23 protein-coding genes and 1 pseudogene are annotated in these 22629 nt (G+C 41.8%); 11 read left to right on the top strand and 13 right to left on the bottom strand.

What is annotated here, in order from left to right; translation table 11 throughout:
- Positions 1-70: 70 nt before the first annotated feature.
- The 4 genes and pseudogenes from V7L31_RS04510 to V7L31_RS04500 all read right to left on the bottom strand — a co-directional run bounded on the left by V7L31_RS04510 (position 71) and on the right by V7L31_RS04500 (position 3027).
- Entirely contained in the window at positions 71-559 is a 489-nt protein-coding gene (locus V7L31_RS04510; protein WP_334695137.1) for a hypothetical protein, read from the bottom strand.
- A gap of 210 nt (positions 560-769) precedes the next feature.
- Entirely contained in the window at positions 770-1456 is a 687-nt protein-coding gene (gene rnc / locus V7L31_RS04505; protein WP_334695136.1) for a ribonuclease III, read from the bottom strand.
- A 91-nt stretch (positions 1457-1547) separates the two neighbouring features.
- Positions 1548-1703 (bottom strand): annotated as a pseudogene (locus V7L31_RS32530) (HNH endonuclease); the annotation flags it as partial.
- 712 nt (positions 1704-2415) lie between these two features.
- Positions 2416-3027, bottom strand: a complete 612-nt coding sequence (locus tag V7L31_RS04500; protein WP_334695135.1) for a Uma2 family endonuclease — start codon at positions 3025-3027, stop codon at positions 2416-2418.
- A 91-nt stretch (positions 3028-3118) separates the two neighbouring features.
- Here V7L31_RS04500 and bchD point away from each other — a divergent pair, with 91 nt between their 5' ends.
- The 3 genes from bchD to V7L31_RS04485 all read left to right on the top strand — a co-directional run bounded on the left by bchD (position 3119) and on the right by V7L31_RS04485 (position 5902).
- Entirely contained in the window at positions 3119-5152 is a 2034-nt protein-coding gene (gene bchD, locus V7L31_RS04495; protein ID WP_334695134.1) for a magnesium chelatase ATPase subunit D, read from the top strand.
- A 55-nt stretch (positions 5153-5207) separates the two neighbouring features.
- Positions 5208-5363 carry a hypothetical protein gene (locus tag V7L31_RS04490; protein ID WP_334695133.1) on the top strand — a complete coding sequence of 52 codons (156 nt, stop codon included), beginning with the start codon at positions 5208-5210 and terminating at the stop codon, positions 5361-5363.
- 173 nt (positions 5364-5536) lie between these two features.
- Positions 5537-5902, top strand: a complete 366-nt coding sequence (locus tag V7L31_RS04485; protein ID WP_334695132.1) for a hypothetical protein — start codon at positions 5537-5539, stop codon at positions 5900-5902.
- 24 nt (positions 5903-5926) lie between these two features.
- Here V7L31_RS04485 and V7L31_RS04480 read toward each other — a convergent pair whose 3' ends face one another.
- Genes V7L31_RS04480 through V7L31_RS04470 form a run of 3 tightly spaced genes read right to left on the bottom strand, consistent with a single transcriptional unit; the run spans position 5927 to position 8851 of the window.
- The gene (locus V7L31_RS04480; protein WP_334695131.1) at positions 5927-7309 is read right to left on the bottom strand and encodes an aminopeptidase P family protein; all 1383 of its coding nucleotides are present in this window, start codon (positions 7307-7309) and stop codon (positions 5927-5929) included.
- 28 nt (positions 7310-7337) lie between these two features.
- Entirely contained in the window at positions 7338-7589 is a 252-nt protein-coding gene (locus V7L31_RS04475; protein ID WP_334695130.1) for a hypothetical protein, read from the bottom strand.
- 53 nt (positions 7590-7642) lie between these two features.
- Positions 7643-8851, bottom strand: a complete 1209-nt coding sequence (locus V7L31_RS04470; protein ID WP_334695129.1) for an RNA-guided endonuclease InsQ/TnpB family protein — start codon at positions 8849-8851, stop codon at positions 7643-7645.
- Positions 8852-9044: 193 nt separating this feature from the next.
- Between V7L31_RS04470 and V7L31_RS04465 the strand changes: the two genes are divergently transcribed.
- Together V7L31_RS04465 and V7L31_RS04460 are read left to right on the top strand one after the other, a co-directional pair.
- A complete protein-coding gene (locus V7L31_RS04465; protein ID WP_334695266.1) occupies positions 9045-9845 on the top strand; it encodes a PhzF family phenazine biosynthesis protein in 801 nt (266 codons plus the stop codon).
- A gap of 243 nt (positions 9846-10088) precedes the next feature.
- On the top strand, positions 10089-10529 hold the full coding sequence (locus tag V7L31_RS04460; protein ID WP_334695128.1) for a DUF4332 domain-containing protein: 441 nt from the start codon (positions 10089-10091) through the stop codon (positions 10527-10529).
- Positions 10530-10612: 83 nt separating this feature from the next.
- Here V7L31_RS04460 and V7L31_RS04455 read toward each other — a convergent pair whose 3' ends face one another.
- Positions 10613-11227, bottom strand: a complete 615-nt coding sequence (locus tag V7L31_RS04455; RefSeq protein WP_334695127.1) for a TetR/AcrR family transcriptional regulator — start codon at positions 11225-11227, stop codon at positions 10613-10615.
- Positions 11228-11381: 154 nt separating this feature from the next.
- On the opposite strand from V7L31_RS04455, the gene V7L31_RS04450 reads away from it, so the two are divergent.
- From V7L31_RS04450 to V7L31_RS04435, 4 genes are all read left to right on the top strand, one after another.
- Positions 11382-13025, top strand: coding sequence for a M16 family metallopeptidase (locus tag V7L31_RS04450; protein WP_334695126.1), 1644 nt, complete (start codon positions 11382-11384; stop codon positions 13023-13025).
- A 148-nt stretch (positions 13026-13173) separates the two neighbouring features.
- Entirely contained in the window at positions 13174-14718 is a 1545-nt protein-coding gene (locus tag V7L31_RS04445; RefSeq protein WP_334695125.1) for a M16 family metallopeptidase, read from the top strand.
- A 658-nt stretch (positions 14719-15376) separates the two neighbouring features.
- Complete coding sequence (locus V7L31_RS04440; protein WP_334695265.1) at positions 15377-16018, top strand: Uma2 family endonuclease; 642 nt, start codon at positions 15377-15379, stop codon at positions 16016-16018.
- A gap of 185 nt (positions 16019-16203) precedes the next feature.
- Positions 16204-17406: an alpha/beta hydrolase gene (locus V7L31_RS04435; protein ID WP_334695124.1), complete on the top strand. Its 1203-nt coding sequence runs from the start codon at positions 16204-16206 to the stop codon at positions 17404-17406.
- A gap of 4 nt (positions 17407-17410) precedes the next feature.
- On the opposite strand, the gene V7L31_RS04430 is transcribed toward V7L31_RS04435, so the two are convergent.
- Positions 17411-18034 (bottom strand): hypothetical protein, encoded by a 624-nt coding sequence (locus tag V7L31_RS04430; protein ID WP_334695123.1) that lies wholly within the window; start codon positions 18032-18034, stop codon positions 17411-17413.
- A gap of 239 nt (positions 18035-18273) precedes the next feature.
- On the opposite strand from V7L31_RS04430, the gene V7L31_RS04425 reads away from it, so the two are divergent.
- Positions 18274-18705, top strand: coding sequence for a biotin carboxylase (locus V7L31_RS04425; protein ID WP_334695122.1), 432 nt, complete (start codon positions 18274-18276; stop codon positions 18703-18705).
- Positions 18706-18897: 192 nt separating this feature from the next.
- Here the strand turns inward: V7L31_RS04425 and V7L31_RS04420 are convergent, their stop codons facing one another.
- The 3 genes from V7L31_RS04420 to upp all read right to left on the bottom strand — a co-directional run bounded on the left by V7L31_RS04420 (position 18898) and on the right by upp (position 20352).
- Positions 18898-19149, bottom strand: coding sequence for a YggT family protein (locus tag V7L31_RS04420; RefSeq protein ID WP_334695121.1), 252 nt, complete (start codon positions 19147-19149; stop codon positions 18898-18900).
- A gap of 123 nt (positions 19150-19272) precedes the next feature.
- Positions 19273-19626 carry a hypothetical protein gene (locus V7L31_RS04415; protein WP_334695264.1) on the bottom strand — a complete coding sequence of 118 codons (354 nt, stop codon included), beginning with the start codon at positions 19624-19626 and terminating at the stop codon, positions 19273-19275.
- Positions 19627-19701: 75 nt separating this feature from the next.
- Positions 19702-20352, bottom strand: a complete 651-nt coding sequence (upp, locus tag V7L31_RS04410) for a uracil phosphoribosyltransferase (RefSeq protein ID WP_334695120.1) — start codon at positions 20350-20352, stop codon at positions 19702-19704.
- Positions 20353-20715: 363 nt separating this feature from the next.
- On the opposite strand from upp, the gene crtH reads away from it, so the two are divergent.
- The gene (gene crtH / locus V7L31_RS04405) at positions 20716-22206 is read left to right on the top strand and encodes a carotenoid isomerase (RefSeq protein WP_334695119.1); all 1491 of its coding nucleotides are present in this window, start codon (positions 20716-20718) and stop codon (positions 22204-22206) included.
- Here the strand turns inward: crtH and V7L31_RS04400 are convergent, their stop codons facing one another.
- On the bottom strand, positions 22207-22596 hold the full coding sequence (locus tag V7L31_RS04400; protein ID WP_334695118.1) for a hypothetical protein: 390 nt from the start codon (positions 22594-22596) through the stop codon (positions 22207-22209). It abuts the gene before it with no gap.
- Positions 22597-22629 lie beyond the last annotated feature (33 nt).

Here is a 22629-nt window from a genome sequence, read left to right as displayed (position 1 = left end):
TTTTTGGCTGAAATTTGGGGTTTTTTAGCTAAAACTTTAAGTTGGCTCTCGCTGACCCCAAATCCTATCTCTATCTATGATGTTCAACATCGTAAAGGGCACGCTTAGTCGCTTTGAGTGCAGCATCGATATGCCAAAGGGAACGATGTTGCAAGCCACGTGCCGCCGGATCATCTTCCTCACGCCCCACATCAGAATGCACTTTCTTCAATATTTCCTCTGCCTTGTGTAACCGTCCAGGATGATCATTGGGAACATCGAGTTTTGGGTGATTATGAATGTCTTTTCCATCATCAATAGACGCTTTCTTAATGTCGTTAATAGCGTCATCTATCTGCCTAATTGCAACATCTTCTTGTCTACTGACGGCAGCATCACCTGGGCGATGTTCCAGCAGCCACCGTGCAGTGCGTAAATCACTGAGTGCGTGCAGGTAAGAAGGATGTCTTCCTGGCAAGTCGGCATACGCACTTCCCGAAGTAATCGAGAGACTACTACCTAGAACTACTGCTGCTAGTCCTGTCAACACACTAATCGAACGAATTTTCTGCTTGATCATATTTATAGAGATAAATTCAACGAAGTCTACATTATTTAGACTTGCTGATTTCACAAAAGGTTTAATTATATTTACGTCAATCTTGTGTAGTTAATATGTCAATCTTCTAACTCGCACCCTCTGCCTTATTTCGTATATTTATGTAACAAATTTGACTCATAGGTGCTAAAAAGTTTTAAGGTGATCTAAAAATTTCTGAACCCATAAACTCTACAACAAACCTTGTTTTTTTAACTTAGCTAGCGCATCTTCAGCAGCAGCTTTTTCTGCATCTTTTTTATTGCGTCCTTTACCTTCTCCGTAAATTTTTTCATCTACCAATACTTTGGCGATGAATTCTGGTGCATGAGAAGGGCCTCCTATTTGTTCTGTAAAATATTTGGGGGGATTTGGGGTAACGTTGCGTTGCACCCATTCTTGAAAGCGGTTTTTTGAGTCTACATTAGAACGAGATACAATTATATGCTTAGGATCTACAGAATCAAATAGTGGTTCTATAATTGCACGAACTGTTTCAATATTAGAATCATTATCTAAATAGTAAGCACCAAGAACTGCTTCAAACGTACTACTGAGCAAATTAGGATTTTGGTAGCCTCCGTCTCGAATTGCACCTTTTCCTAGCCGCATCCTAAAGTCTAAACCCACTTCCTCAGCAAATTTCGCCAATTGCTTTTCATCTACTAGCGCTGAACGCCGCCGGGTTAATTCATCTTCCCCCATTTCTGCATGACGACCATAGAGATATTCGCCACTTAAGAAATTCAGCAAAGCATCACCGAGGAATTCTAGGCGTTCATTATGTTCGCCTTCTCCTGGGTTTTCATGAACGTAAGAACGGTGGGTAAGTGCTTGTCGCAGAAGTTTTTCATTATGAAATATTAGAAGTTTGTGCATTTTTTTCCTATTGTTAGTAGTTAATTGAATGGGAAAGGCGGACAATATGCCCACCTTAGAAGATAAAAGCTAAATCAAGTTAGGATGCTAACTAGAAACAGTTATTCTCTCTCTGGAGAGGCGGATATAGACTGTTCCCACGAGAATTGTTACATGGAAAGCAAGAAAGTCGTAAGTTTTCAAAAGAATTAGAACCGCCACGACTCTTAGGTAAAAGATGATCAAATGTTAGATTTGTTTGTGGGGTATTTTGACGACACCATCAACAGTAAGAACCATATAAATCAATGAGTTGCTGCTTCTTATTACGTTTTTGTTTGGGATTCATTTTATCGATGTTCCATTTTGCTTCTTGTTTGGAACAGCATTGGAATATTAGGCATCTACGGGTAACGAATTTCTGTGGAGAGAATTAATCAAAAATTAATCTTTCCATATATAAAATTCTTTATCTACGCTTTCTTTGGTTCAAGTCTCAGCCGTAGAACTCCTGGCTTACTACCAAGTTTCGCGTCATCCCCTCCCCTGAACATTTATCCAAACATCTCATCTTCCCGGTGAAAGTCTAATCAATCAGTTGACTTGACATTTTGCTGAATATTCAGCCGAAGGGATGACACGAAGCTCGGCAGGAAACTAGGAATTCTGCTGCTGAGACAACCACCAAAACTTGCGCTTTAGAGTGCGGTTACTTTGCTGTCTTAAATATACATTGGCATAGCGGCTCCTGGATGTCAATATAGTTATTTATGAAGATTTCGTAAAAGCGCTCACCCATATCCATGAACTTTAAAAATACTCTATGGTATTTTTTAAAAGATATTTTAGTTAATAAATTATTTACGGTTTACTTTGAGCGATCGCAGCATATAAAATACCTAAAATCCTCTTAATATCCTTAATATAATATTTGCTCAAATCAATCGAAACTACATAGCCATAAAGCTTATTACTTTGTCTTATGACTCAATCCTATAATAAAGTTTAAAACTCAGCTTTGGCGGAAACACCTTATCTAAATCAAGAGATAAATCAGGAAAACAAGGAAGATTTATCACCTGAGTAGATAAGAAAATTCGCTTATTTGAATAACCATATCTGCCTTGATTATCCTGATATGGTTCACTGTAACATTCCAAATAATTATCGAATAAATTGAATATCCAATAATCAGTAATACCCGCTTTAGCATAGAGAGGTATTTTCACATCTTGGTCATAAGCTAAAGAAGAATCTGAAACCTCCATCACCAATAACACATCAGTCGGTTTAGGGTGAGATAAGAGATAATTATCATCTCGGTTTTGAACAATCGCAAAATCTGGTTCAGGTTCGCTGTTAGGTGGTAAAGTAATTGGGGCTTGAGATTGTAGAGTTGCCCTATCTTCTACAATCTTTGGGAGTTGTTTCCATAAATTCCTTAGACAAGTTTCATGAGCTTTACCTTTGGATGCCATTTCAATAATTTCCCCGTTGATTAATTCAATATGGTCATCTTCATGGAAAAAGCCCAATTCTCCAAGCCTGTGGTATTCATCCAGTGTGAAGCGTTTAGCCTGAGCAATACTCATAACTTTACCTTTCTCTCATTGCCATAATACTTATTCTAAATGTGTCAGAAATTGGTATGCTAAAGGCCGAGACTCGCTATAAAAGCAAACAATGCCTGCGCCTACTATCAATCCCACCATCACTGCTTTTCCCTTGACAGCCGTAGTCGGTCAAGAAGCAATTAAATTAGCCTTACTGTTAGCCGCAGTTGATCCTGGTTTGGGAGGAGTAGCGATCGCAGGTCGTCGCGGTACGGCAAAATCTGTAATGGCTCGTGCTATCCACGCTCTACTACCGCCTATTGAAGTTGTCAAAGGTTCAATCAGCAATTGCGACCCCAATCACCCAGAAGAATGGGACGATCAATTATTGGCGGAGTACGCAGATAAAGACATTCAAGATGTTCCCGTCGAAATCATTCCCGCGCCTTTTTTGCAAATCCCTCTAGGTATCACAGAAGACCGACTCCTCGGTTCAGTAGATGTGGAAAAGTCGGTAAAGCAAGGTGATACGATTTTTCAGCCCGGTTTACTCGCTACAGCAAACCGGGGTGTACTGTACGTAGATGAAATTAATTTATTAGATGACCAAATATCAAATCAGCTTTTAACAGTATTATCTGACGGACGCAACCAGATCGAACGGGAAGGGATTAGTTTTCAGCATCCGTGTAAATCCCTGTTTATAGCAACCTATAACCCAGAAGAAGGCGGATTACGGGAGCATTTATTAGATAGAATTGCGATCGCACTCTCTGCTGACGGTGTACTCGGTTTAGATCAAAGAGTAGAAGCAGTTGAAGTTGCGATCGCTTATTCTAAATCTCCCCAAGATTTTCTCAAACAGTACAACGAAGACTTAGACTCCCTCAAAACCCAAATCATCTTAGCGCGGGAATGGTTGAAAGAAGTCATCATCACCCACGAACAAATTGCCTACTTAGTGGATGAGTCCATTCGCGGCGGAGTTCAGGGACATCGCGCCGAGTTATTCGCCACGCGAGTTGCCAAAGCGGCGGCGGCTTTGGAGGGACGGACAACAGTTAATGCTGAAGATTTGCGCCGTGCAGTGGAACTGGTAATTGTACCACGCGCCACAGTTGTGCAGACACCACCACCCGATCAAGCACCACCACCGCCTCCACCGCCGCCGCAACAAAATCAAGAAGAACCCCAGGACGAATCGGAAGAGGAACAAGAAGAACAGGAAGAACAAGAAGAAAATCAAGAGCAAGAACCCCCCAGCATCCCGGAAGAATTCATTTTTGATCCAGAAGGGGTAATTCTTGATGACAATGTGCTTTACTTTACTCAAATGGCGAAGCGGCAAGGTAAATCAGGTAGTCGTAGTGTCATCTTTTCCGATGACAGGGGACGTTACATTAAGCCAATGCTGCCCAAGGGGAAAGCGCGACGCATTGCAGTAGATGCCACCTTGAGAGCTGCGGCTCCTTATCAAAAAGCACGAAGACAAAGACAACCAGATAGAAAAGTTATTGTCGAACAGCCTGATATTCGCTCGAAACGCCTGGTACGCAAAGCTGGGGCGTTGGTAGTATTTGTGGTAGATGCTTCTGGCTCAATGGCCTTGAATCGAATGCAATCGGCTAAAGGTGCGGTGATGCAACTGTTGACTGAAGCTTATCAAAACCGTGACCAAATAGCATTAATTCCCTTCCGAGGAGAACAGGCAGAGGTATTATTGCCTCCAACACGTTCTATTGCTTTGGCACGTAACCGTTTGGAAAGGTTGCCCTGTGGTGGGGGTTCGCCCTTAGCGCATGGTTTAACTCAAGCTGTGCGCGTCGGCTTAAATGCTCAGATGAGTGGAGATATTGGGCAAGTTGTCCTTGTCGCAATCACCGATGGACGGGGTAATATTCCCTTAGCGCGTTCTTTAGGTGAACAGCTAGAACCAGGAGAAAAGCCAGATATCAAAGGAGAATTATTAGAAATTGCTGCGAGAATCCGGGCTTTGGGGATGCAGCTATTAGTAATTGATACGGAAAGTAAATTTGTGTCTACGGGCTTTGCTAAGGAATTATCGCAAACAGCAGGCGGTAAATATTATCATTTGCCAAAAGCCACAGATCAAGCTATTGCTGCTATGACCAAAGGTGCGATCGCTGATTTAAAATCTCGTTAACTCATCCCCCAGCTTCAAGCCGGAGGAAAATCGAAGTCATTAGCACCAATGACTAATGACTCAATACTGTTTGGTTAAGGCAAGAGACGTGATGAATCAGCATCAAGACAAAAGACTGATTATTGTAGAGATGCCGATTTATCGCGTCTTTGAGATTTATAATTTTCATCAAAAAACCTTACTTAACCCAACTCTATTGGCTAATGACTAATAACTATGGGGATGAGGGTTTTAGAGACTTTCAAATAAAAAAATATTCAATTAACTCTTGTGGGGTGGGCGTCTCGCCCGCCCAAGCAAGATGCCCACCCCACAACTTTGGATAATTTATTTCTTGGAGTTCCCTTAAATCTTGAAAGTTTCAGTTACCCTGAAACTAAAACTATGCAAATAGCTAAACGTAATGATTGGAAGACAGAACCTATGCCTTCCACATCCACAAATATAACGCTAGAAAAAGTTTACTCACAGGAAGAATTCGACCGGATTGCTGCTGGAGTAATTCCAGAGCAGATGGAAGATAAGTGGTTCATTTTCTATGAAGCTCCTTGGCTATACTTGCATCGTAGTTGGACTGGTTTTTGCATTTTCAAAGTGCATTTTGAGGTGATTGCAGAAAGCGTAAAGATTGCAGAAGTGCAGGTAAATCGAGATCCAGAGGAGTACTCTAACACTGATGATGAGCGTGATGCTTCTATGTTAAGGATATTGCTGGATTCACGATCTGAACGTGATGTGCAAAGAAGTTAAAAGGGTTTGGCGCATCACATAAACTCAGTCATTGACTAGATTTTCCACACTATCAGCATCGTTTGGCAATGCGGCTGTTAAGACTTCGCTGCCTTCTGTAGTAACTAAAACATCATCTTCAATACGAATTCCGCGAACATCGGCAAATTCAGATAAACGCTGCCAATTCACCACACTCTGATATTTTGAACGGACATTAGCATCATTTAAAATTGCTGGTACTTGATAAAAACCAGGCTCAATTGTGACTAACATTCCTGGACGCAGGGGACGATTTAAACGCAGGTAGCTTAAGCCAAAGCGATCGCTCCTTGTACGTCCCTCTTCATACCCTGCTAAATCGCCTAAATCTTCCATATCATGGACATCTAAACCCAGTAGATGACCAATACCATGAGGGAAAAACAGCGCGTGGGCATCGATTTCTACTAAATCTTGGGGATTTCCTTGTAAAATACCTAACTCTACTAAACCTTCTGCGATCGCTGTAGCCGCTAGCAAATGAATATCGCCATACTCTACACCAGGCTTTATTTTGGCAATGCAGGCATCATGGGCTGCCAACACCACATTATAAATATCTCTTTGGGTAGATGAAAACTTCCCGGAAACTGGCCACGTGCGAGTTACATCACCTGCCCAACCCATCTCGGTTTCAGCGCCAACATCGGCAAGCAGTAAATCACCTGGTTGCAAATTATGGTGATAATGCTCGTTATGCAAAACTTCACCGTGAACAGTGACAATACTGTTGTAAGAGGTAGTCATATTGTGAGCAATAATTACCCCTTCCATCGCTGCCCGAACTTCTGCTTCTAATTTGGCTTGGGGTGTTGCAGCCATCCCAGCTTTGTGGGCTTTTACAGTCACAGCAGCAGCTTTTCGCAACTCGATTAATGCCGCATCATCATGGATCAGGCGCAGAGAAACGATCGCCTTAGCTAACTCCAAGTCAATTCCTTGGGGAGGACTTTGGGGTAAAACCCATTTATTTAATATCTGTGATTGCTGCGTCCAAGTAGCTGCATCTTGAGCAGCAAGTGTAGCGGCATCTTCTACCCAAGACTCTAATTCTGCCATTGGCCCTGCCATATCCGCCCCAATCTTTTCGGCTATTTCCTGGCGCGTTGGCGTTTCTCCATGCCAAAGGGCGCTGCTGGGTGACGGATCGTCGATGAATAATTCTAGCTTGCCTGCTTTTAAACGAATTGCCGCCTTTGATAATGGCAGTCCAGCAAAATAGAGGAAATGACTGCTAGCACGAAACGGAAAGGAATTTGCCGGAAAGTTGCGCGGATTGTTGCTACCTGACCACAGAATTACTGGAAAATCAATGAGATTGGCTAGTTGTTGGCGGCGGCGGCGTAAAGTCTCGATGAGGGAAGTAGAAGTTTGTGGGATAAGCATAAATTTAAGGTGATAGTTTTACCTTTATTTAGTCGTTATCGTCATCTTTTTTATCATCCTTGCGATCGCCATCTTTTTGATCATTTTTGCGATCGCTATGTTTATCATCTTTATCGTTCTGCTTTGCCTGCTTAGGCTGTTGGCTAGGTTGTACGACTGGTTTTTGTTGCTCAGTTGGAACAGGTGGCTGTGGTACTTCAACAACACAGCTAACTAATCCTCCAGAAATTAGCGCTAAGTTGAACGCAGCAAAGATGCTTCTGAAGATTTTTATCCTCATATTTTCGTTTTGCTTTAACATTGACTCTAGTTTTTGGAGATTGTATTCGTGAACTACCTACACTGACCTGACGATAAAGTGTGGGCTTCCTGCCCAACAGAAAGCGTAGTAGTAGATTTCTTACGTCCTCTATTACTGCGACTTACATCTGGGCGACAGGCTTTATCCCCCGTTCCAGAGGTCAAAACTCGTAGTCCTTCATCTCGAAGGTTAATACTTGCGTTAATATCCCTGTCATGTCTTGTATTGCACTTTTCACAAGTCCAAAATCTGACATCTAGAGGCAAACTTCCAACTTGATTAAGACAAACATGACAGGTTTTTGAACTAGGGAAAAACCTATCTACTTCTTGATAAATCTTGCCTTCTATCTCTGCTTTGTATTTAAGCATTGTGCAAAACATTCCCCAGCCAATCTGATGAATAGATTTAGCTAGACAGTGGTTTTGCATTATGCCTTTAACGTTGAGATTTTCAACCACAATCACTTGGTTTTCGTTAACTATTCTACGAGATAGTTTGTGTAGAAAATCTTCACGGCAGTTAGCAATTTTTCTGTGAACTCTAGCAACTTTCTTTCTAGATTTAATACGGTTATTAGAACCTTTCTTATTCCTAGACAGTTGTTGCTGTTTGAACTTTAAGTTCAAATCGTGTTTGTTGAGTATTCTAGGATTATCAAATTTAGAACCATCACTAGTAACAGCAAAATGAGTCAATCCCAAATCAATACCTATTACTTTACCATCCGTGTTTGATTCTGGTTTTTCCTTGCCATCATCAAATAGAATAGCTGCAAAGTATTGGTTAGAACAGTTTTTAGATATAGTGACAGTTTTAATTTTTCCCTCAACAGGTCTATGAATTATTGCTGATACATCCCCTATCTTGGGTAAAGTTAAATGATTGTTAGCAAGCTTGACGTTTTGAGGATACTGTATCGATTGCAAAACATGCTTTGACTTGAAGTTTGGATACTTTGCCCTTTTTTCAAAAAAGTTATTAAAAGCTACTCCTAGATTCAAGCAGACTTGTTGTAAGCACTGTGAGTAATTCAAAGCCAGCCAATCATGCTCTTTTTTCAGCTGCGGAATTAGTTTTTTGACAGTATAACCGGACAAACCTTTACCAGTTTCTTTGTATGTTTGATTCATCAAATTCAGACAATAATTCCACAGCCAACGACAACTGCCAAAAGCTTTCGCTAGTGACTGCTGTTGTTGGACATCTGGATATAACCTGACTTTGACGACTTTTAACATTTTAGAGTAAAATCAATTTTTTATAAAAACTATAGCACAAGATTTTTACCCTTCTCTTGTGGGAGACGCTCCGCGAATATGTTGGGTTACGCAAAGCCTCCACCCAACCTACGTCTAAATTTATTTATGGGGATCATTAATTTTGAATTTTAAATTTTAAATTTTGAATTCGGAGCGAAGCGACGTGACTCTAATGGGACAAATCATTACTCAAGTTGATGCTTTTACCAATACACCTTTTGCAGGTAATCCTGCTGCTGTCTGTGTTTTGCCTACTCCCCAAGATGAAGGCTGGATGCAGAACGTGGCGCAGGAGATGAATTTATCTGAGACGGCTTTTCTTGTCAAACAGGATGATGGTTTCAATCTGCGTTGGTTTACACCCACGGTAGAAGTACCGCTTTGTGGTCATGCAACTTTAGCTAGCGCCCATGTACTTTGGTCAGAAGGGCATTTGTTGCATGATGAAATTGCGCGTTTTTATACCAAAAGTGGGGTACTGATTGCAAAGTTGCAAGGTGAGTGGATTGAATTAGATTTTCCTGTGAATCACTCACGAGCAGCAATCGCACCTCCAGAACTTAGTGAAGCTTTGGGTGTACGATACAAATCTGTCTTCCAAAATTCCCTCGGCTATTTAGTGGAATTAGAATCTGAAGAATTGGTACGGCAAGTACAGCCAAATTTCCAACTCTTGAAAACGTTGTCTATTGGTGATGTAATCGTCACTAGCACCGCCAATTCTGATTCCGAATACGATTTCGTATCACGCTTCTTTGCACCGAAATTAGGTATTAATGAAGACCCTGTGACTGGGGCGGCTCATTGTTGCCTTGCTGCCTTTTGGCGCGATCGCTTGCACAAAAATGAGTTTTTGGCTTATCAGGCATCCAGTCGCGGTGGTGTGGTGAAAGTATATTATGACGGAGGCGATCGCGTCTTTCTCTCTGGACAAGCGGTAACTGTACTGCGAGGCGAGTTAATTACCGCATGAATATCATAGACTAATTAATTTTTGCAAGCCGATGCGATCGTATTGTCAGACAAAACAATCGCATTGTTAGACGAAACAATGGCATTGTTAGGCGAAACAATCGCATTGTTAGTTGAAACAATCGCATTGCAGAAGATTGAGTTAGAATAGCACGGCTATACAAACACTGAATCGCAAAAGTACGCTCTTGCCAAGAAACAACTGTCACAATATTTAAAGAAACCTAATATTTTAATTTTAAATATGTCTGCTAAACAAAAAGATGCTAGAAATCTTATCCAATCTCGTGATTGGCCAATTGAGCAATTACCTGGACTGAGCCACGAAGAACAATCGCAACTGCAAAATTGTGGGATTAGCAGCACAGTAGCGCTATTCAAACAAGGTAAAACTCTAGAGTCAAGACTAGCATTAGCAAATAAACTACAGATTCATCTTCAGTATGTAAATAAATGGATGGCTTTAGCTGACTTGGCGCGTATTCCCAGTGTCGGGACACAATATTGTGGTTTATTGCTTCATGCGGGTATTGGTTCTGTGGTGCAGTTAGCTCAAACTCCCACTCACAGATTGCACCAACAAATTATGCGCTTGCAAGTAGCCACAATGCAACGCCGAGATTTGTGTCCAGCAATTGAGCTAGTACAGCAGTGGAGTCAGCAAGCGAAAACAATAATTAGTTAGGAGTGAGGAGTTAGGAGTTAAAATTCATAACTCATAACTCATAACTCATAACTCATAACTCATGACTCATAACTCATAACTCATTACTCTTTAACCAAGACACCATTCAGAAAAATATCAGCAAGTCCTTCGGCCATTTCCTGCATTTGTTGAGGAGAGGCGTCAGGTTCGATAAGGGTGTTGTTAGAAAAACCTGCGATCGCAAACATTCCTAAGAAAACTTTTGCAACTAGCTTCGCGTCCCCTTGACGATAAATACCTTTATCCATTGCTGTTTGAAAGAATGCTTCACCCACATCAGTCATTTTGGTAATGACTTCTAATTGAATGCGATCGCGTAAATCGGGGTGAAACTGCACCTCCATAAAACAAACACGCATCAAATCGGCATTTTTTTGGAAATTCCACATCCGGCGGCGCATCACCTGCGCTACGGCTTTATAGCTGCCCATTTCACTTAACTCTGTGAGCAAATCGGTGAGAATCTCTACCCATCCACTCGTGGCTACTTCCACCAAAATTGCTTTTTTATTGGGAAAATGACGAAATAGAGTGCCTTCAGCAACACCTGCTTGTTGTGCTAAATCGCGGGTGGTAGTACCATCAAACCCTTGAGAGGCAAACAACCGTTGTGCAGCCTCTAAAATTCGGGTGCGCGTCTGAGCTTCTGAAGGTGGGGAAGAATTAAAAATTCGCATAACAGTTATGGTTAGATATCCGTAACAGGATTTGTAGCATTATTGTCTAACGTTAGGCATAAAGAGCCACTGAAAGCTTAATACAACAAGATTAACGCTCTTTTGCTAAGTATCCTGTTTTTTAGGTAATGTAACTTTATCGTAATTTTCGCTTATGAGCCAGAGCAGTCGGTCAATTTTGGATTTTAAATTAAAGATTTTGGATTGGTCAGATCGAGTATCTGTCATATTGCGGCGGTTGTCGATCGCTTTGTTGACTTGGATCATCTTCTCGTGGGGATTGCTACCAGAAGTTGCTCTAGCTCAAACTCAGACAGCACCCCCTCCTCAAGAAACCAAAACTCAAACCCCGCCAGTTCAAAGTTCGATCCAACCTTATCTAGATCGAGTCATCAAGCAGTTAACGGAGTTTCGCCTCGACAATGGTTTGAAATTCATCGTCTTGGAACGGCATCAAGCGCCTGTGGTTTCTTTTCTTACATACGCAAATGTTGGTGGTGTCGATGAGGTAGATGGCAAAACAGGTGTAGCTCACTTTCTGGAACATTTGGCATTCAAAGGTACAACGCGCATCGGTACACAAGACTACAAAAAAGAAAAACCGCTACTAGAAGCTTTAGAGCAGTTGAATGCCCAAATTAAAACCGCGAAAGCCAATGGCAGAAAAGCTGAGGTTATTCGGTTACAAACTGAGTTTGAGCAAGTGGAATCGCAAGCAGCCAAGCTAGTCAAGCAAAACGAATTGGGGCAAATTGTCGAACAAGCGGGAGGTGTGGGTTTAAATGCCAATACTTCTACTGAAGCCACTCGTTATTTTTATAGCTTTCCTGCCAATAAGCTAGAACTTTGGATGTCGCTGGAGTCGGAACGATTTCTCGATCCGGTAATTCGTCGTGAGTTTTATAAAGAAAAAGATGTAATTTTAGAAGAACGACGGATGCGGGTGGAGAATTCTCCCATTGGTTTGATGGTGGAAAAATTTATCGATACGGCTTACAAAGTCCATCCCTACAGGCGTCCGGTGATTGGTTATGACGAAGATATTCGCAATCTGACACCAGAAGATGTCCAAAATTTTTTTGATACTTACTATGTACCAAGTAATTTGACCATTGCCATTGTCGGAGATGTCAATCCCGCTCAAGTGAAAAAACTGGCGCAAACTTATTTTGGCCGCTTTCAAGCAAAAACCAAAGCTGTAGAAAAAATTCCGGTAGAACCGTCACAAAAACAAACACGGGAAGTTACTTTACAGCTATCTTCTCAACCCTGGTATTTAGAAGGTTATCACCGTCCGGCTGTGACTCATCCAGATAATGCAATCTATGAAATTATTGGCAGTTTATTAAGTGATGGACGCACGTCGCGGCTGTATAAGTCTTTGGTAGAAAAGCAGCGTTTGGCGCTAAGTGCCCAAGGTTATAGCGGATTTCCTGGAGATAAGTACCCAAATCTGATATTTTTCTATGCTCTCACGGCTCCTGGTCATACAGTTGATGAGTTGGCGGTGGCTTTGCGGCAAGAAATTGACAAATTAAAAACTGAGCCTGTAGCGACGGCTGATTTAGAACGGGTGAAAACCCAAGCACGGGCAAGTTTGTTGCGTACCCTCGATTCTAATACGGGGATGGCTCAACAATTGTTGGAATATGAGGTGAAAACTGGCTCTTGGCGGAATTTGTTTAAGCAGTTGGATGATATTGCAGCCGTGACAACGACTGATATTGAGCGGGTGGCAAAGGAGACATTTACGCCAGAAAATCGCACGATTGGGAAGTTGTTGTCGAAAGAAGCATGAGACAATTTTAGATTTTAGATTTGGGATTTTGGATTATCAAAAGCTTGCTGAAGCTACGATTCGAGGAATTCAAATGTAACGACCAAAAAGTGAAATGGTGTAACAAACAGCCCCAGATGTAGAGAAAGAGAAATATGGAGAATTCAAGATGGTAAAAAAGTCTTTTGCTGGCATAAATGCAAAATTTCGCTTCCGATCAATCCAAAATCTAAAATCTAAAATCCGAAATGTGAAGGGGCTGATTTATGCTTTGGTTGCTGTTTTTGCGTGTTTACTTTTAACTTGTAATTTTTCTTTGGCGGCGACGACTGAGGCAAAGCATTATACAGACTTGCAACTACCACCGCTACCTGAGATTAAGTTACCTAAGTATGAACGGTTTGTGCTGCAAAACGGCTTGGTTGTCTATTTGATGGAGGATCATGAGTTACCGTTGGTGAATGGAACGGCCTTTGTACGCACAGGGAATCGCTTAGAACCACCGGAGAAAGTCGGGTTGGCTGGTTTTACAGGCGCGGTAATGCGAACTGGAGGAACTAAGCAGCATTCGGCTGATGAACTCAACGAAATATTAGAACAACGGGCGGCATCTGTAGAAGCTAGTATTGGTGAAGCTTCTGGTGGTGCTAGCTTTGACGCACTCAGCGAAGATTTAGAAACGGTGTTTGGGCTGTTTGCAGAGGTGCTGCGATCGCCTGTATTTGCTCAAGAAAAGCTAGACTTAGCTAAGACACAAGCCAAGGGTGGCATTGCTCGTCGTAATGACAATCCAGATGGGATTGCTAATCGAGAATTTAAAAAATTGATCTATGGCAAAGATAGCCCATACTCTCGCACTATCGAGTATGCAACGGTTGATAAAGTTGAGCGTGAGGATTTGCTCAAGTTTTATCAACAATATTTTCACCCCAATAATATAATTTTGGGGATTGTGGGCGATTTTGATAGTAAGAAAATGCGATCGCTCATTCAAGCTAAGTTTGGTGATTGGCAGCGGAATCCAGGGATTGCTAAACCCACATTACCAAAGGTTTTAGCAGCTAATACAGGTGGAGTCTTTTTTGTCAATCAGCCACAACTAACGCAAAGTAGTGTGCTTCTGGGACATTTAGGCGGACGTTTCGACAATCCCGATTATGCAGCGCTGGATGTATTAAATGGGGTGTTAAATGGATTTGGCGGACGCTTATTTAATGAATTGCGATCGCGTCAAGGTTTAGCTTACTCTGTCTACGGGCAGTGGAGTCCCCGCTACGATTATCCTGGCATCTTTGTTGCTGGTGGACAAACGCGATCGGATGCTACCGTCCAGTTTGTCAAAGCTTTACAAGCTGAAATCAAGCGCACTCAAACTCAAAGAGTGACAGCAAAAGAACTCGCTTTTGCTAAAGAGTCTACACTCAACTCCTTTGTATTCAACTTTCAAGACCCCAGCCAAACCTTATCACGGTTGATGCGATACGAATATTACGGCTATCCTGCTGATTTTCTCTTTCGCTATCAAAAAGCCGTCGCCGCCACCACAGCAGCCGATGTCCAACGGGTAGCACGAGAATACCTCAAGCCAGAAAAGATTGTGACTCTAGTAGTGGGGAATCAAACCGCCATTCAACCACCGTTGACACAGCTAGCTGCAAAGGTGACACCAATAGATATAACGATTCCTGGTTCGCAGCCACAGGCGAAGAATTAATCGCGTAGATTAGGTTGAGACTCAATATAGGGACTTCCAAATAAAAAATACTCAACTACTTCTTGTAGAGTAGGCGTCTCGCCCGCCCATATCTAAAGGCGGGCAAGATGCATTTGTGTCAACTTAAGCTGGAAATAGCTTATCTGTTGGCTTCCATGCCCGCCCGGAAATAAATTTCCGGTCTAATAGCTTAAGTCTACTGAAGTAGACTGGAGATTTTTGGCGATATTTAGTCATCTTCAGATGACTTTAGCTATGAGACGGGAATTTCAATTCCCGGCGGACAAGCGGTTTCACGTTAAGTTGACACGTATGGGCAAGATGCCCACCCTACAAGATTGGGTAATTTATTTGTTGGAAGTCCCTATACAAAAAAATCGCAGGTTCAGAACCCCGACTTCTTTGAGAAGTCGGGGTTTTTGTTGTTCAAATAATTTTTTTTGATTATCAGGAAATGACTGAGGACAAATTGGAGTAACAACTAGAAACTAAATCAGGAACCAAAACCTCTGGGAATTCCAGAGGTTTTTTCTTTACTCTGGTTTTTTTGGAGCGATCGCCCCAGTATACACTAGCCATGAAGCAGCAAAAATTGTCGCAGCACATTAGTCAACTAGAGTAAGCTAAATTTAGGTTTCAGCTATTGGGAGTGGAAATGATGTTGTTGGAATTAAAGCGCATCCATGTTCCACCAGGACAAAGAGTGCTGCTACAAGATGTAACCTGGCAAGAATTAGAAGCAATTCTAGAGGATTTAGGAGAACACCGAGCAGCACGAATTGCTTATGATCGGGGAATACTGGAGATTATGGCACCACTGCCAGAACATGAAGACGATAAAGAAATTATTAGCGATTTAGTCAAAGCGCTTCTGGAAGAATTAGACATTGAGTTTAGATGCCTTGGTTCTACCACTTTCAAAAACCAAGCAATGGCTCAAGGTATAGAACCCGATCAGTGTTTCTATATCAAAAATGAATCTAAGATTCGCGGCAAGAAGCGGCTAGATTTAGCAGTAGATCCTCCTCCAGATTTAGCTCTAGAAATTGATATTACTTCTCGCACTCATCCTAATATTTATGAAGCGCTAAAAGTGCCTGAACTTTGGCGTTTCGATCGAGGAAAGCTCCAAATTAATGTTTTGCAAGATGGTCATTATGTAGAATCTCAGCAAAGCCTAAATTTTCCTCTATTCCCACTAATTGAAGCAATTCCCCAACATTTAGAGCAAAGTACAATAGCAGGTAGAAATGCAACCCTTAAAGCTTTTCGGATTTGGGTACAAAAACAGTTTAAATAAGTCTAAAATACTTGTAGAGACGGCGATTTATCGCGTCTCGAAAACCCCAAATTGTTGCCATTAGCCCTTAATCCAAGCATATTTAAATATATGTAGCTTCACAAAGAAACGGTATAACTATTGCTAATCTTATAATTAGCGGCTAAATTGTACTTTTTTGAGTCATTCTTGCCGAACTTTAATTTATGTTCGCTAAACCCAAAATACTTTTATCCTGGCTTGCATTATTACTCAGTTTTGCCAGTCTAATTCTTAGTTCTTGGATTATTCTTCCCGCTCCAAATATGTTTTTACTCACCCTAGCAGTAGGAGCGCCAGAAATCAGTCCTTGGTTATTTTTATTAAATTTGCTCTTTTTGTTGTTGTCTTTATTCTATATTCGTCGCCGTCAAATCCAACGTATAGTTTGCATTTTCAGTTTAATTGGATTACTAATTTGTGGATGGGTGCTAATAAATATCCCACCAACTCAAATACAGATGGCTAAAGCCATGAAACAAGGGCTTGGAGCAAATTATCTAGAGCAAATTTCCCCCCAAGTCAGGGCTAAAATGCAAACCCATCCCTTTGACTTAGTTAATTTTTTCCGGGGTATTCCATTAGGTAAAACGCGCCATCAACAAGATATTCTCTTTGCTTCTCCTGGAGGAGTGCCTTTGAAAATGGAAGTTTACCAACCCTCAGAGGTAGGGAAATATCCCGCAGTGGTAGTAATTTATGGTGGAGCTTGGCAATATGGAAATCCTCATGCCAATTCTGAGTTTAATCAATATATTGCTAATCATGGATATACGGTATTTGCAATCGATTATCGACACGCCCCTCAATATCAGTTTCCATCTCAGTTAGATGATGTGCGTACAGCCCTGAATTTTATTCGCAAACATGCAGCTGAATATGAAGCTGATTCAGAACGTATGGTACTTTTAGGACGTTCTGCGGGGGCACATCTAGCAATGTTAGCGGCTTATCAAACAGATGCACTACCCATCCGTGCTGTAGTGAATTATTACGGGCCTGTTGACTTAACAGAAGGATACAAAACACCACCAAATCCCGATCCTATAAATAGCCGCGCTGTTTTAAAAGCATTTCTTGGTGGTTCTGTAGAAGAATTGCCTAATCAGTATAAAATTGCTTCACCGATAAATTATCTAACGCACCCTTTACCGCCAACTCTATTAATCTACGGCAGTCGCGACCATTTGGTGCAAGCGCGATTTGGCAGACAGATGTATAAACGTTTACATGACTCTGGTAACACTGCGGTTTTTCTAGAAATTCCTTGGGCGGAACACGCTTTTGATGCCGTTTTCAACGGTGTGAGCAATCAATTAGCGTTGTATTATACTGAGAGGTTTTTAGCTTGGGCGTTGTTCAAGGATTAAAAACTCAGCATTCTTTACTCTTTTGAGGCCAGCGCCAATTGTAGCGATTCCATTCATAAATTCCTTGAATTTCATACTCAGCGCCGTTGAAGAAGCGGACGACGCAATTAGTAGAAGAATCATTGCGCTCGCTAATTTCCTCAACCTGAATCACCATACAGGGAAACCATTCGCGTTGACAAGGCCCATCCTCTTGCACCCATTCCCATAGTGCATTAGAAACTTCAATGCGATCGCCTACTCTTAACTTTAGTGCATCCTCAAAATAAGAATACTTGTCAAAATGACACGCCTCAACCCGATTCAACCACTGTAAACCATAGCGTTGGCGAATGAATTGCACCTTTCCAGAGTCATTTTCCAGCAACCAGTCGTTGAGTAATTGCACTTTCCAAGTACGGTTGCGTTGTTCTTCATCCTTAACAAATTGTAAAAATGCTTCTAACTCCTCTGGGGTAAGTTCATCTAAGGGATTAGCAATATTTGCCATCCCAGAGGTAGAATTTCCCTGAATTTGCTCGACCAGTCGCAGTAATATCTGCTTCTGGGTGTCAGTGAGAGGACAGCTTGCGGCATCACAACTACTAAAGGCTGCAAGCATAGCTGTTTCAATCTCATCTGGAGTCATAATTTAATAGCAATTGAGGGCTTATTTCCCTAATTATTACAAAAGTTAAATTAAAGTCTCCAATCCCTTTGTCGTTAAATCTGGACATAATTAGGGTTTGCTGAAAAAGTCTTTTCGTGAGGGCTAAGAGGGAGAAGGCAATTGCTAATCAATCAGGGAAGTAGAGAAACGGAGTAGGGGTATGTTGTAAGCTGAGGTTGTAAGTTAAATCATTATTAAATTAAGTCACGGGGTTTTTTATGCGGTTGCGCTCACTCACGGTCATTTTTATTTCCTGTCTCATCACCTTTCTATCGTGGGTGATTGTTCCTCCAGCTATAGCCCTGACACAGATTAAACTATTTGATGTCTCTTATAAAGATTGCCCACCAGAACTTGCAGAAGGGGCTGTTCTCAGTAGTGGTAGCGCGGCGGCTAATTGTTTTCTTGTCATTGGCAAAGCAGAAAATGGCACTAATAAAACAGTCTACGACGCAGATATTTTTGGACGTATCTATGATGCCAATAATGACTCAGTGATGCAAAACCGCACTCGCTTAGGCTCCATTACTGAGGTGCCACCAGGTATTAGCGATTTTGAATTGAGAATTTCTGTACCTGCAAATCAGCCTACTCCGTTGAAGCTGAAGCAGTTTAAGGCTGCTGGTTTTAGCGGTCAAGTACGTAAGTAAAGCCGTCTTAAAAAGACGGGGTTTTAAACGCAACGCAGGTTTTCGATAAAATACTCAGAAATCCTTGAAATATAGCGCCAGCTTTAAATTATCACATTCATGATTAGACTTGAGATTGTATAAGTCTGAGCAGGTTAGCCCAGACCTAAAATCCATCAGTTGAATATGGAACAAACTGCAAATTCTGTGTTATCAGATGGATTGCAGACCACCACCGACTATTTGAAGCAGTAGAATAGCTAACATTGCTGAAAAGTCTATACCGCCCAAAGGGGGAATGATTGAGCGGAACAGATTCAGATAAGGATCGGTTATCTGGCTCAAAGTGGCAAATGGTTGGTTGTACCAGTTGATATTGGGGAACCAGGTCAATAAAACCCGAATAATTAGCAGAAGAGTATAAATCTGGATGAAACTGGCCAGAGTGTTAATCAGAAGGTACATGGATTTGTTGGTTTCCTACTAAGTGTCAAACGCGGTCTTATCTTTTAATTTTAATTTAGTCCATGTCATGTTTGCGGATTCCATATTTACCACACTTGACACTTTCACCACGCCTGAACAAACTCAGGAGTCTTTAGTGAGGGAGCGGTCATTGCTTGGTTGGGGTGAACTACTATTTACGTTCCCTAGTTGATTTCGCACTTCGTCAATTGTGGCATTTAGCTGGGCAATTTTATCTTCTAGCGATCGCCTGGCCGTTTCTATACTGTTGCTCTCACTTTCTGAGGCTTTCATCTGACGCCGCTTTGCTACTATTTTCTTAGCTTCGGCTTGGCTATCTGTCAGTTGTGTTTCTTCTTCTGCTAGCAATTCTGGTTCGCGTCGAGAAACAATCAGTGCCCCGATTACACCGCCAAATATCCCACCAACAAAGGCCCCTGCTAAAAAGCCACTGCCAAAACCATCTCGCTGACTCATATCTTTACCGCCTTCAACAAACCTTGCAACTTTTACAGTAGTTATGCCATTTTCCTGCCCTAGCTGCATAGTAGCTTAAGTCCCAAAGATGCGATCGCCTGCATCTCCCAATCCCGGTACAATATACCCCTTGCTATTTAGTTTTTCGTCAATAGTAGCGGTGTAAATTATTAAACCCGGATAAGCTTCACTCAGTTTTTGCAAAGCGGGTGGAGCTGCTACCACACAAACAATCCGTATCAGAGCTGGGTCAGCACCCCGTTGTGTCAATTCTGCCATTGCTGCCATAATTGACCCTCCAGTTGCCAACATTGGATCGGTAACTAACACTCGTGTTTGAGGGTCAAATTTTTCTGGTAACTTGTTCAGATAACAATGAGGTTGCAGTGTTTCTTCATCTCGTGCCAAGCCAAGATGATAAATCGATGCTAAAGGTAATAAAGTCTGCGCTCCCTCTAGTAATCCTAAGCCTGCCCGGAGAATCGGCACTACTGCCATCGGCACTTGCGGATCAATTACCGTTGCGGGACAAATATCTAAGGGACTCTGCACCGCCGTTTCTTGGGTGGGCAACCAGTCTCGCGCAGCTTCATAAGTCAGCCATCTTCCCAACTCAGTCATCGCACTGCGGAACAATACTGAAGGCGTGCCTGCATCACGGGCAACTGCTAGCCAGTGCTTGATCAGGGGATGGGGTGGAACATAAACGCGCAATTGTAGCGTCATAGCCAAAAACAGGCGCCTTTTTATTGTATAAGAACTGAAACACCATAATACTCTTTCCTGCATCTGGCTGACAGCTAAAAATTAAAGCGCTCAATATTATTGAGAATTCTTTTCATTAATAGTTGACATTTATTCTCAATCAAGGCTATATTGATTCTTATAAAGTGTTCTCCTCTCTTTTAAGGATCGGCAGACGGGATTAGCCAGCAGCAGCAGGCTCGTCCCTCTTTTTTTTTGATTGGTCATTGGTCATTTGTCATTAGTTAAATTAAATATTGATTGACTCTCTACAAGACGCTACGCGTTAGCGGAGCTTTCGCTTTAGCGATACGCTCAATACAAATGACAAAGGACAAATGACAAATGACAAATGACGCGATCGTAATTGGGTCTGGGATTGGCGGATTAGTAACAGCGACTCAGTTAGCAGCGAAGGGAGCGAAAGTACTCGTACTGGAACGTTATTTGATTCCAGGTGGTAGCGCTGGTTATTTTGAACGCCAAGGCTATCGATTCGATGTTGGCGCATCAATGATTTTTGGACTGGGAAAAAATGGTACTACTAACTTACTCACCCGTGCATTATCAAGTGTAAATGTCAGCCAAGAAGCGATCGCAGATCCGGTACAGATTCACTATCATCTACCCCAAGGTTTAGACCTGAAGGTTGACCGGGTTTATGAAAAATTTTTGCAAAATCTTATTGCTCATTTTCGCCACGAAGAACAAGGGATTCGTCGCTTTTATGACGAATGCCAAAAAGTATTCAAGTGCCTCAACAGCATGGATTTGCTGTCACTGGAAGAACCTCGGTATCTACTGCGCGTATTTTTCCAGCATCCTTTAGCCTGTCTCGGTTTAGCCAAGTATCTGCCCCAAAATGCCGGAGATGTGGCGCGGCGTTACATCAAAGACCCGCAATTATTGAAATTTATCGATATGGAATGTTATTGCTGGTCGGTAGTTCCATCAGATATGACACCAATGATTAATGCTGGGATGGTCTTTTCTGACAGGCATTATGGCGGAGTTAACTATCCCAAAGGCGGAGTCGGACAAATTGCCCAAAAACTAGTAGATGGTCTAGAAAAAGCTGGAGGTCAGATTCAGTACCAAGCTAGAGTCACCAAAATTCTGACAGAACAGGGAAAAGCGGTAGGTGTGGAACTAGCGAATGGTAAAGTATATCGGGGTAAACGTATAGTTTCTAATGCTACACGGTGGGATACATTTACACAATTATTACCACCAGAAGCAATACCAAATAATGAGAAAAAGTGGCAACAAAACTACCAAAAATCTCCAAGCTTTTTGAGTTTGCATATAGGGGTAAAGGAGTCAGTTTTACCAGTGGGGACAGAGTGTCACCATATTTTGCTGGAAGATTGGGAAAAGATGACAGATGCAGAAGGCACAGTATTTGTTTCGATTCCCACATTACTTGACCCAGATTTAGCACCAAATGGATATCACATCATTCATGCCTTCACGCCTCACTGGATTGATGATTGGCAAGAACTTTCTCACGGTGAGTACGAAGCGAAGAAAGAAAAGGCTGCTTGGCGAATTATTGACCGCCTAGAGAAGCTTTTTCCCGGTTTAGATGCCGCATTGGATTATTTAGAAGTGGGAACACCGCGCACCCATCGCCGCTTTTTGGGTCGTGAAGATGGCACTTATGGGCCAATTCCCCGACGCAAGTTGTGGGGATTATTGAATATGCCCTTTAATCGCACAGCTATTCCAGGACTTTATTGTGTAGGGGATAGTACCTTTCCGGGTCAAGGTTTGAATGCAGTCGCTTTTTCTGGGTTTGCTTGTGCCCATCGCATCGCCGTAGATTTAGGATTGTGATTAAAGGAACAGCTTACGCAAAAAACCTAGTAAACGGATGGCCAAATCTATATTTACCTGAGTTTTACGTGCAGTCTCGATTTCCTCTAATATTTTTTGCATTTGTACCAGATTTTTTTGATCGATGCCGATGATACTAACATTTATAATTGCTGCTCTTACCTGATCGAGAGTAAGTTTGCATTCGCTAACTGCTAACTTAAACTTGTTGACGTTTTCCCAGTTTTTTTGACGTTGGGCATTGATAAGTTCAAAATTAAGCTGAAAGAGAATATCTTGTAATTTTTCTTCTGTCTTATTGAGTTGTTCTAAGTCAATTTGATTACCAGGAACTTCTTTAAGCTGAGAAATTATTTCTGCAAAAGTATCTAAAATATTATTGGTGGTCATGTTTTATATATTCAGTTAAGTTTTTAACATGAT

This window comes from Nostoc sp., from assembly GCF_036916655.1.
GTDB lineage: Bacteria > Cyanobacteriota > Cyanobacteriia > Cyanobacteriales > Nostocaceae > Nostoc.
The sequence above is the reverse complement of the archived record's forward strand: the minus strand, read 5'-3'. Positions and strand labels throughout refer to the sequence as shown.